A 10,393-nucleotide genomic window follows, 5' to 3' on the forward strand; every position below is an offset into this window, starting at 1 on the left:
GACCCCGCCGGGCGGGAGGTGCGGGCGATCGGGCTGGCGCGGGGCGCGACGGGCGGCGGCGCCGGCGGCGGTGCGAGCACGGGCGGCGCCGCGACGGCCGGCGCGGCACCCGGCCCGTGCCCCGTGATGACGTGCTCGCACGTCCGGCACTTCAGCCGGAAGCGGCGGCCCGCCACCTTCTCGTCGGCGATGGAGTAGCGGCGACCGCATTGGTCGCAGGAGAAGTTCACCCCGCCGATGCTACAGAGCCGGCGTGGAGCCGCGTATCCCGCGGGGTGGTTACACGATCCCGTGATTCAGCGACGTTCGCGACTACCCAGCTCCACGAGCGCGGCGGCCTCCTCGGCGCCGCACGCGTCCTCCCCCTCGTCGCCGTCGATCCACGGATCGCGGCCGGTGGCGGCCGCCACCTGGCGCTGGAGCTCGCGATCGAGGAGGTGCGACGGGACGACGTGCCCCAGGGCGTTCAGCAGGTTTCCCTTCACCGCCGGGTGCTCGACCGAGAGCTCCGCCAGGAGCGCCTTCACCCGCTTCCGCCGCAGGTTGGGCTGGGAGCCACACAGGTCGCAAGGGACGATGGGGAACGCCATCGCCCGCGCGAACGCCGCGATCTCGTCCTCGGCCGCGTAGCAGAGGGGCCGGATGACGACGTTGCGACCGTCCTGCGCGTGGAGCCGCGGCGGCATGCTCTTCAACGCGCCGGAGTACAGCGCGCTGAGGAGGAGCGTCTCGATGAGATCGTCGCGGTGGTGCCCGAGCGCGATCTTCGTGCAGCCGAGCTCGACCGCGGCGTTGTAGAGGACGCCACGACGGAGGCGGGAGCAGACCGGGCAGGTGGTCTTCCCTTCCGGCACGAGCCGGCGCACGACCGAGTAGGTGTCCCGGTGCAGCATCCGGTACGGCACGCCGACGGCCTGGAGATGCCGCTCGACGACCTCGGCCGGATAGCCCGGCTGCCCCTGGTCGAGGTTCACGGCCAGCAGCTCGAACCTGATCGGCGCCCGCTCCTGCAGGCGCATGAGCAGGTGGAGCAGCGTGTAGCTGTCCTTTCCTCCCGAGACGGCGACCAGGATGCGGTCGCCCTCCTCGACGAGGTCGAAGTCCTGGATGGCGCGCGCGGTGGCGCGGAGGAGCCGCTTCTCGAGGCGTACGACGTCGTTCATCGGAGGTGCCGATCCGGGCCGGGGCGGGGCCCGCCAGCCTCTTCTAGCCCGGCGCCGGGTCCCGGTCGAGCCGGGGGGCCCCGAAAACCTTTGACCTGCCCCCCAGCGCTGCGTTAACTGGCGCGGATCTCCAGACGGGGATGAGGACACGATGCCCGCGAAGGACCTCGGCACCAAACACACCTGCTTCAAGTGCGGCACGAAGTTCTACGATTTGAAGAAGCCCGCGCCGATCTGCCCGAAGTGCGGCGCGGATCAGCGTGAGAGCCCGGCCAAGAGCCCGCCCCCTGCGGAGCGGCGCCCACGGGCGGCCGCTCGACCGGCCGAGCCCGAGGCCGAAGAGACCGAGGTCGTCGAGGCCGCGGTCGACGAGGAGGAGCTCGAGCCCGACGAGGCCGAAGACGTCGGCGACGGCGACGGCGACGAGACATAGGGGGCGGACGCGGGGCGTTCGGATCACGGGCACGGCGACGGAGGCCGTGGCCGTCACCGTTCGCGTGGACCGCGTTCCGCCTCCCGATCCCCGTCGGCCGTGCGCGCCGAGACCTCGACGCGTCGAGCGCGCGCGTCCGGGACGGATCACGGCCCAGAGGACATGGGAGCCGGGACACGGGCACGTGACGGGCGAGGGGTGAACGTTTCCCTCCTCCGCCGGGCCCCGAAGCCGACGTTGCCTCCCTGGGCGCCCGCGGCTATCAGCCGCGAGTGACGACGACGACGACGACCGTCAGCGTTCCGCTCCGGACGACCAGCCCGCTCGCCCACCTGAGGGATCTCTTCCTCCTCTCGAAGCCGAGGCTGTCCGGGCTGGTGGTGATCACCTCCGCGGGCGGCATGTGGCTCGCACCCGGCCGCATCGCGCCTGCCCGGGCCGTTCTCACCGTGCTCTCGACCGCGGCGGTCGTCGGCGCCGCCAATGCGCTGAACTGCTACCTCGAGCGCGACATCGACGCGCGGATGCGGCGGACCCGCGACCGTCCCATCCCCGCCGGCCGGGTCGAGCCGTTCGTGGCCCTCGGCCTCGGGATCGCGGTCCCGGCGTTCGCGATCCCGATCCTCGCGCTCGCCGCGGGCCCGCTCACCGCGCTCCTCGCCGTCGTCGCGCTCGCGACGTACGTCCTCGTCTACACGCCGATGAAGCCGCGCTCGACGCTCGCCCTGTTCGTGGGGGCGATCCCGGGCGCGATCCCACCGCTCATGGGCTGGACCGCGGTGACCGGGGGGATCGAGGCGGGCGGCGTCGCGCTCGCGGCGCTCCTGTTCGTGTGGCAGCTCCCGCACTTCCTCGCGATCTCGATCTATCTCGCGGAGGACTATGCCCGCGGCGGCCTCAAGGTGTTCGCGCTGATCCACGGCGAGGCGCGGACCCGCCTGTGGATCGCGGTCTTCTCCGTCCTCCTGGTCCCGGTGTCGCTCGCGCTCGTACCGCTGCGGGTCGCCGGGCCGCTCTACGGCGCCGCGGCCGTCGCGCTCGGCGCGGGGCTCGCGGGCTTCGCGCTCCTCGGCCTCGGCCGCGCCGGCGGGCGGTGGGCGCGCTCGTTCTTCCTCGCGACCCTGATCTACCTGACCGCGCTGTTCGCCGTGCTCTTCGCGCTCCGCCCCGGGGACCTCTCGTGACCGGCGCCGCCGCGCCGCGACTCGCCCTCGAGGGGATCGCCTTCCGCTACGGCGCGCGCGAGGTGCTCCGCGGTGCCTCGCTCGAGATCGCCCCCGCCGAGATCGTCGGCCTCCTCGGCCCGAACGGCGCCGGGAAGTCCACCCTCTTCGCGATCCTCGCCGGGCTGCTGCCTCCCGCGGCCGGCACCGTGCGGCTCGACGGCCGCGAGATCCCGGCGGGCGCACGCGGGCTGCGGGCGATCTCCGGGATCGTGTTCCAGGCGCCGGGGCTCGACGGGAAGCTGTCGGCCCGGGAGAACCTCCGGATGGCGGCGGCGCTGTACCGCGTCCCGCGCGCAGAGGCGAGGCGGCGCATCGCGCGGCTCCTCGAGGACGCCGGCCTCACCGGGCGCGCCCGCGAGCCCGTCGAGCGGCTCTCCGGCGGGCTGCGCCGCCGCGTGGAGCTCGCCCGCGCCCTCGTCCACCGCCCCGCGATCCTGGTCATGGACGAGCCGACGAGCGGCCTCGACGCGGCGGCGTTCCGTGCCTTCTGGGGCTCGGTGGAGGCGCTCCGGCGCGACGAGGGGGTCACCGTGATCATCACGACGCACCAGCCGGAGGAGGCGGAGCGGTGCGATCGCCTCGCGGTGCTCTCCGGTGGCGTCGTGGTCGCGTGCGACACGCCCGCTGCGCTCCGGGCCCGCATCCCCGGCGACGTGGTGGTGATCGAGGCGGACGAGCCCGACGAGGTGGCGGCGGTCATCACGGCCCGGCTCGGGCTCCCCGCGCGCGTCCGCGAGGGCGCGGTCCACGTCGAGCGGGAGCACGCCCACACCCTGGTGCCGCGGCTCGTGGAGGCGTTCCCGGCGGGCCGGCTCCGCGCCGTCTCGCTCCGCCGCCCCACGCTCGCCGACGCCTACCTCGCCATCACCGGCGCGGCGCTCGAGGAGGACGACGAGGAGGCGGCCGCGTGAGCAGGCCTCGGACCTCGGGCGTCAGGCCTCAGGAGAGGCCTCAGGAGAGGACCCCGCCCTCGCCCCCGATCGGACCGGCGAGCGGCCCGCTCCCGCCGCGTGCGGCGATCGCCTACGACCTCGCCACCGCGGCGGTCCTCTGGCGCCGCGACCTGGTCCGGTTCTTCCGCCAGCCCTCCCGCCTCGCGGGCGCGCTCGGCCAGCCGATCATCTTCTGGTTCGTCATCGGCGCGGGCATGTCCGGGACGTTCCGCATGGGCGGCGCACCCCGGGCCGGCTATCTCTCCTACTTCTACCCCGGCGTCGTCCTGATGGTGGTCCTCTTCGCCTCCATCTTCACGACGCTCTCGGTGATCGAGGACCGTCACCGCGGCTTCCTCCAGGGCGTGCTCGCGGGCCCCGGGTCCCGCTTCGCGCTCGTCCTCGGCAAGACGCTCGGGTCGGCGTCCGTCGCCCTCACGCAGGCGGTCCTGTTCCTCCTCCTCGCGCCCGCGGCCGGGTTCCCGTATCGGTCGGTGAGCTGGCCGCTCCTCCTCGCCGCCCTCGCCCTCGCCGCCGTCGCCCTCGCGGCGCTCGGGTTCGCGGTGGCGTGGGGCGTGGACAACGTGCAGGGCTACCACGCGATCCAGATGACCCTCCTCGTGCCGCTCTGGGTGGTCTCCGGGGCGATGTTCCCGCTCCCGGCGGACCGTCCGGGCTTCGCGGCGGTGATGCGCTGGAACCCGCTCTCGTACGCGGTCTCCGCGGCCCGGCGCGCGCTCGGCGGCCCCGGCGCGCCGGGCGCCCTCCCCGGCTCGGCGCTCCGCGACGTGGCGGTCTGCGCGGCGTTCGCCGGCGCGGGGCTGCTCCTCGCGCTGCTCGCGGCGCGGAGGCCGCCGCGGCCGTGACCCTCGCGGACGCCCTCCCCACCGTCAACGCGGTCCTCAACGCGACGACCGCGGCCCTGCTCGCGTGCGGGCTCGTCGCGATCCGGCGGGGCGCCTGGCGGGTGCACCGCGGGTTCATGCTCGCCGCGTGCGCGACGTCGGTGCTCTTCCTCGTCGGGTACGTCACGCGCGTCGCGCTCACCGGGACGCACCGCTTCCCCGGCGGCGGCGGGCTCCGGGCGCTCTACCTCGCGGTCCTCCTCTCCCACACCGTCCTCGCGGCGGTCGTTCCACCCCTGGCGCTGCGGACGCTCTTCCTGGCGGTCCGCGCCCGGTTCCCGGCCCATCGCCGGCTCGCCCGCGCCACGCTCCCGATCTGGATGTACGTGTCGGCCACCGGGGTGGTCGTGTATCTGATGCTGTACCACCTGCCCGTCGCCGCGGCCCGCTGAGGGAACGCGCGCGCGCGTACACCGGAGCGCCCGGATCCAGGGCGCCCGAAGTTCACCTCGGGAGCGCGCCGGCCGCGCGGTAGCATCCTCGCATGACCTCTCGCGCCCTCGTCCTCCCCGTCGCCGCCCTGCTCCTCACCGCCTGCTGGACGGTGGAGCGGATCGAGCTCGATCCCGGCTCGCTCCGGTTCGCCGGCACCGGCAAGTCGTCCCGGGTGCACGCCACCCCCATCGACCGGCATGGTCGGGCGGTGCCGGAACAGACCTGCGTCTGGTCGTCCTCCGACGAGCGCGTCGCGACGGTGGAGGGGGTGCACAACGACGCCACCGTCGTCGCGGTCGGGCCGGGCACCGCCGCCGTCCGCTGCCGGATCCGCGACGTCACCGTCGAGTCCACGGTGATCGTCCGGAAGGTGACCCGCGTCGCGGTGAAGCCCGAGCGTGCCGACCTGAAGGTGCTGGACACGCCGGCGCCGCTCTCGCTCGACGTCCAGGCCTTCGACGACCAGGGCGCGCCGTTCGCCGGCCGGGTCGCGAGGGTGACCTGCGCGAGCGAGGACGTCTGCCGCGGCGACGCCCGGGGGCAGCTCTGGGCGGTCGGCGCGGGCGACACCACCGCGACCGTCGAGATCGAGGGCGCCCGCGCGACGCTGCCCGTGCACGTCGTGGACGCCCGCACCGCCGCGGGGAGGCCCCAGGCGGTGCGGGGCAACCCGATGGAGGCGATCGAGCGGGCGGTGAAGGCACGCGACGAGGCCGAGCGGAAGCAGGGGAAGCGCTGATCGCGCCTCTCGCCGCCGCCGGGCCTCCTTCGCGCCCGGGGCCTACTTCCCGCCCAGCTTCGCCGCCTCCGCGGCGTGCGCTCCCCGCGGGCAGAGCTTCGCGTAGGCCTCGAGCCGGGCCTTCGCCCGGTCGGTGAGCTTGCCGGCGTCGTGCTCGAGCTTCCCGGCGCCCCAGAGCGCGTCGCAGTTCGCGGGATCGAGCTCGAGCGCCTTCCCGTACAGGTCCTCGAGCACCTCGCGCTTCGCGCCGCGCGCCCGCTCGACGTCCGCCTTCTCGACGTAGGCCGCCGCGGCGCCGCCCGCGCCGCCCGCGCCGTACTCGTCGATGGCCTGGGTCAGCTCGACGAGCGCGCCGGGGATGTTGTTCTTCTCCCGGTACAGGCGGGCGAGGGCGACGCGCGCGTCCGGGAACGGCTTCCCGAGCGCGATCGCCTTCTCGTACTGGCCGCGGGCGAGATCGGCGTCGCCCGACGCCCGGTAGGCGTCGCCGAGGAGGAGCGCGAGGCGCGGGCTCTCCCCGAGCCGCGCGACGGCCTTCTTCACGACGTCGATCGCCTGGGGCGTGCCGCCCTCCTTGGCGAGGAGCGCGCGCACCAGATCGGCGTAGAGCGAGAGCCGCTTCGAGTCGAGCGAGACCGCCCGCTGGAACGCCTCGACGGCCCCTGCCGCGTCGCCGCCGCGGAGCTTGCGCTGGCCGACGAGCCACGGGAGGTCGGGGTTCGCGGGATCGAGCTTCGCCGCCTCGCCCTCCTCCTTGGCCGCCTCCTCGCCCCTGCCGCGCGCCGCGAGCACGCCGCCGCGGATCGCGTGCGCGAGGGCGAGCTGCGGCTTCGACGCGCCGGTCCGCGGCTCCAGCACCGCCGCCGCGGCGCGGCCCGCCTCCTCCACCTGCCCGCGCCCGAGCAGCACCAGCGCCTTGCCCAGGATCGAGGGGACGTGCTCCTTCTCGGCGCGGAGCGCGTAGTCGTACCAGCCGCTCGCCTGCAGCTCGTACCCCTCGCCCCGCCGGCGGAACTGCTCGGCGAGGAGCCACGCGGTGCGGGCGTCCCCCGGGTTCTGCTTCTGCGCGCGCGCGAGGGCGTCGCGCGCCGCGTCGAGGTCCCCGGTGCGGAGGTCGACCGCGCCGAGCACCGCCGTCAGGAACGCGCTCTGGGAGCCGTTCTCGCCGCCGAGGACGGCGTCGAGCGTCTCCTTCGCGCCCGCCGCGTCGCCCGCCGCCAGCTTGAGGTACGCCTCCGCGGCGATGAGGTGCGAGTGGCGACCGAGGGCGCGGCCCGCCTGGTCGTGCTGCAGCGCGAGCGTCCGGGCGGCGTCGCCGTCCCCGTGCTCGGCGTAGCGGATCGCCGAGACGTAGGCGAGGAAGGCATGGCCGGCCAGGGAGTCGGGATCCGCCTTCAGGATCTCCTCCGCCTTCGCGCCGGCCTCGACGTAGGCCGGGTAGACGTCCCGGTCCACGAGCGGGGTGGTCTCCTTGAGCAGCGCCGCGACCTTCTCGATCCGCGCGCCGCGCGCCTTGTTCCACATCGCCCACCCGCCGAGCGTGAGGACGAGCACGGCCGCGAGCGCCACGGTGGTGAGGAGGGTGGCGCGGCGGCCTCCCTTCGTGTCGCGCGCGCCCGCGGGGAGCTGGAACGCCTGGGTGCCGTACTTCTCCGCGAGCTGCTCGGCGTAGGCGCGCCCCTGCACGCGCTGCGTCGGCGGCGGGGTCGGCAGCGGGACCTCCTCGGACCGCTCGACCGGGGCCGCGGGGGCAGCCTGGCGCGACGTGACCGGAGCGGCGGCTGGCGCCTGCGGCGCGGCGACGGTGGCGCGCGCCGCGGCGGCGGTGGCGCGCGGAGCGGCAGTGGGCGGCGGCGCGGGCGGAGGCGCCGCGGCGACGCCGTACTTCGCGAGCGCCTCCCGGATCGCGGGGTCGTCGGGCGCGCTCTCGGCGGCGCGGCGGAGGGCCGCCTCGCCCGCGGCGCGGTCGCCTACCCGCATGTGCAGCACGCCGGCGAGCAGGTTGGCGGCGGCGAACGTCGGGAACGCGCCGAGCACCGCGGCGAGCTCCTCGAGCGCCTTGCGATCCTTCCCCTGGTCCGCGTAGACGCGCGCGAGCAGGACCTTCGCGGCGGGGTCGTCGGGGTGGGCCTTCACGCCCTTCTTGCAGACGACCATCGCCTCCATGAAGCGGCCCGCCGCGAGGTAGGCCTCCGTCAGGGGTCGATAGGCGTCGGAGCCGGGATCGGAGGCGAACGCGTGCTCCAGGGCGGACAGCTCGGCGGGCGTGATGGGCTTCGAGGGTGTGGGCATGTTCGGGGGAGCAAGATAGCATCCGTCCCGGCCAAACGGCGCTTGACACGTTCTCGCCCAACCGCTAAGAACGCGCGTCGCCCGCACCTGAGGCGAAGAGTCCTGGGGCTGTAGCTCAGCTGGGAGAGCGCTAGAATCGCACTCTCGAGGTCGTCGGTTCGATCCCGATCAGCTCCACCAATCCGAAGCGGCCCTGCGGAAACGCCGGGCCGCTTCTCTTTTCGGCGCGGCTCACGCGCCGGAGCGCGGCGGCGGGGGCGCGGTGCGCTCGCCCGCCACCGCCCCGGCGTCGGACACGACGTGCACGGTCTGCGTCGGGAACGCGAGCGAGGTGCCCGCCCCCTCGACGATCTCCATGAAGCCGAGGAAGAGCTCCTGGCGCAGCGCGGTGAACTCGTTCCAGTCCGTGGTGTCGAACCAGGCCATCACCTCCACGTCGAGGGTCGAGGCCTGCAGGGCGACGAAGCGGACGCTCGGCGGGGACTCCTTCGAGAGCCTCGGGTGCGCGCGCAGGGCCGCCTCGATCCGGGCGAGCACCTCCCGCATCTGCGCCGCGGTGGTGCCGTAGGAGAGGCCGAGGGTCACGTACAGCCGGATCCGATCGCGCGCGGCGAAGGTCTCGGTCTTCATGTCCGCGAGCTTCCCGTTCGGGATCGAGACGAGGGTCCGGTCGAGGGTGCGGAAGCGCGTCGAGCGCAGGCCGATCGTCTCGACCGTGCCGGTGAAGTCGTCGATCTTCACGAAGTCCCCGGTCCGGAACGGCTGGTCCACCCCGATCGCCACCGAGCCGAAGAGGTGCTCGACCGTCTTCTGCGCCGCGAGGGCGATGGCGATGCCGCCGATGCCGAGGCCGGCGAGGAGGCTCGCCACCTGGAAGCCGAGCTCGTTCAGCGCCGCGATGAGGCCGATGGCGGCCACGAGCACCTTGCCGAGCCTCCGGCCCAGCGGCAGGAGCCCCGCGAGGCCGCGATCCGCGCGCGTCCAGGGCGCCTCGGCCGCGATCGCGAACGCGATGTCCACCACGCGGAAGCCCGCCCAGAACAGCACGAGGTACGCCGTCGACCGCAGGATCCGCTGCAGGACGCCCACCGCCGCGTCGTCGAGCAGGAGCGCGGACTGGAACGCCGTGACGATGGCGATCGTCCAGAGCCACCGGAGCGGCCCGGCGAGCTTCGCCAGCAGGAGGTCGTCCCAGCGCGTCGGCGTGCGCGCAGCGAGGTGGCCGAGGATCAGCCGGGTGAGCCAGGCGAGCACCGCGCCCAGGACGTAGGCGAGGACCACCAGGACCGGGAGCGCCACCCACTGCCACCAGAGGAGCCCGCGCGGTCCGCGGGCCAGCAGCGGCGCCGGGAGGTGCTCCTCGAAGAAGGGGCGCGCGTCCGTCGGCACGAAGCGCTCGCGCGGCGCGCTGGGAGCGGGAGCGGGAGCGGTGGTGGCGGCGGCGGGCGCAGGGGGCGCCACGCCCTGCGACGCCGCGAGGACGGGGGCGGCGAGCGCGACGAGCAGGGCAGCCGCGGCGGCGCGTCCCGGGAGGCGGAGCGGGTTCATGGCCGCGGAGGATAGCGCGCGGCCGCCGCGTGGCGGGTTACATTGAAGCCCGCGAGCTCGTCGAAGAGGTCGACGCGCTCGCGGGCCGACCCGCGCGAGCGGGGCGCAGGTGGGTGAAGCGCCCGGATCCACTTCGGGCGCGAGGGACGGGCAAGGGTCCGCCCCTCCCAGTCGAGGAGCCGGGATGACCCGCATCGCGATGGAGGCGTTCGAGGAGGGGACGGAGATCGTCCGCGTCTACCTGGCCACGACGCTGGCCGAGGCCCGGCAGGTCGAGGCCGTGCTGGACGCGGTCGCGCTCCGCTACGCCGTCGAGGTGGAGGAGTTCGCGACTCCGACCGCCCTCGGCTCGAACGCGCCGCGGCGCGGAGCCGGGTTCTGGCTCGCGCCCGGCGACCTCGACGCGTCGTGCGACGCGCTCGAGCGCGCGGGGCTCGTGCGCGGGCTGGTCCAGCGCTGAGCCGGGCTCGAGCCCGGACGTCGGGCTCGGTCCTCCGGGATCCGCGCGGGGCCTCGCCCGCGTGCCTCTAGGCCGCCTTGGGCTTCGGGAGCGGCTTGTTCTTCTCGAACGTGGCCCCCTCGCCGAACTTGGCGACGATCTTCCGCTTGGTGTCGAGGCCGGTCGCCTCGATGACGAAGTTCGGGACTCGGCGGGCCCGGTTGTCCGCCACCCACTTCGTGATCTCGGTGCGGGGGCGCCGCGCGGCGGCGCGGCGGGCG

Annotated in this window: 11 protein-coding genes, 1 tRNA gene and 1 pseudogene; 8 read left to right on the top strand and 5 right to left on the bottom strand. The window is 74.9% G+C overall.

What is annotated here, in order from left to right; genetic code table 11:
• Together MNZ27_RS21800 and ttcA are read right to left on the bottom strand one after the other, a co-directional pair.
• Positions 1–230: zinc-ribbon domain-containing protein (locus tag MNZ27_RS21800; protein ID WP_242396184.1), on the bottom strand; the 230-nt coding region annotated here is incomplete at its 3' end.
• A gap of 66 nt (positions 231–296) precedes the next feature.
• Complete coding sequence (gene ttcA / locus MNZ27_RS21805; RefSeq protein WP_242396185.1) at positions 297–1,163, bottom strand: tRNA 2-thiocytidine(32) synthetase TtcA; 867 nt, start codon at positions 1,161–1,163, stop codon at positions 297–299.
• 151 nt (positions 1,164–1,314) lie between these two features.
• On the opposite strand from ttcA, the gene MNZ27_RS21810 reads away from it, so the two are divergent.
• From MNZ27_RS21810 to MNZ27_RS21835, 6 genes are all read left to right on the top strand, one after another.
• The gene (locus MNZ27_RS21810; RefSeq protein ID WP_242396186.1) at positions 1,315–1,596 is read left to right on the top strand and encodes a TIGR02300 family protein; all 282 of its coding nucleotides are present in this window, start codon (positions 1,315–1,317) and stop codon (positions 1,594–1,596) included.
• Between the two features lie 332 nt (positions 1,597–1,928).
• A complete protein-coding gene (gene cyoE / locus MNZ27_RS21815) occupies positions 1,929–2,780 on the top strand; it encodes a heme o synthase (RefSeq protein WP_242396192.1) in 852 nt (283 codons plus the stop codon).
• A complete protein-coding gene (locus MNZ27_RS21820) occupies positions 2,777–3,733 on the top strand; it encodes an ABC transporter ATP-binding protein (protein WP_242396187.1) in 957 nt (318 codons plus the stop codon). Before cyoE ends, MNZ27_RS21820 begins: the two co-directional genes overlap by 4 nt.
• The gene (locus MNZ27_RS21825) at positions 3,730–4,620 is read left to right on the top strand and encodes an ABC transporter permease (protein WP_242396188.1); all 891 of its coding nucleotides are present in this window, start codon (positions 3,730–3,732) and stop codon (positions 4,618–4,620) included. The genes MNZ27_RS21820 and MNZ27_RS21825 overlap by 4 nt, the downstream gene beginning before the upstream one ends.
• Positions 4,617–5,051 carry a DUF420 domain-containing protein gene (locus MNZ27_RS21830; protein ID WP_242396189.1) on the top strand — a complete coding sequence of 145 codons (435 nt, stop codon included), beginning with the start codon at positions 4,617–4,619 and terminating at the stop codon, positions 5,049–5,051. Before MNZ27_RS21825 ends, MNZ27_RS21830 begins: the two co-directional genes overlap by 4 nt.
• 92 nt (positions 5,052–5,143) lie before the next feature.
• A complete protein-coding gene (locus MNZ27_RS21835) occupies positions 5,144–5,833 on the top strand; it encodes an Ig-like domain-containing protein (protein WP_242396190.1) in 690 nt (229 codons plus the stop codon).
• 42 nt (positions 5,834–5,875) lie between these two features.
• Here the strand turns inward: MNZ27_RS21835 and MNZ27_RS21840 are convergent, their stop codons facing one another.
• On the bottom strand, positions 5,876–8,125 hold the full coding sequence (locus MNZ27_RS21840; RefSeq protein WP_242396191.1) for a tetratricopeptide repeat protein: 2,250 nt from the start codon (positions 8,123–8,125) through the stop codon (positions 5,876–5,878).
• A gap of 104 nt (positions 8,126–8,229) precedes the next feature.
• On the opposite strand from MNZ27_RS21840, the gene MNZ27_RS21845 reads away from it, so the two are divergent.
• Positions 8,230–8,305, top strand: a tRNA-Ala gene (locus MNZ27_RS21845).
• Positions 8,306–8,356: 51 nt separating this feature from the next.
• Here MNZ27_RS21845 and MNZ27_RS21850 read toward each other — a convergent pair.
• Positions 8,357–9,673 (bottom strand): mechanosensitive ion channel family protein, encoded by a 1,317-nt coding sequence (locus MNZ27_RS21850; protein WP_242395867.1) that lies wholly within the window; start codon positions 9,671–9,673, stop codon positions 8,357–8,359.
• A 184-nt stretch (positions 9,674–9,857) separates the two neighbouring features.
• On the opposite strand from MNZ27_RS21850, the gene MNZ27_RS21855 reads away from it, so the two are divergent.
• Complete coding sequence (locus tag MNZ27_RS21855; RefSeq protein ID WP_242395868.1) at positions 9,858–10,133, top strand: hypothetical protein; 276 nt, start codon at positions 9,858–9,860, stop codon at positions 10,131–10,133.
• A 67-nt stretch (positions 10,134–10,200) separates the two neighbouring features.
• Here the strand turns inward: MNZ27_RS21855 and MNZ27_RS21860 are convergent.
• Positions 10,201–10,393, bottom strand: a pseudogene (locus MNZ27_RS21860) (hypothetical protein); the annotation flags it as partial.

It is taken from the genome of Anaeromyxobacter oryzisoli (genome assembly GCF_022690765.1).
GTDB lineage: Bacteria > Myxococcota > Myxococcia > Myxococcales > Anaeromyxobacteraceae > Anaeromyxobacter > Anaeromyxobacter oryzisoli.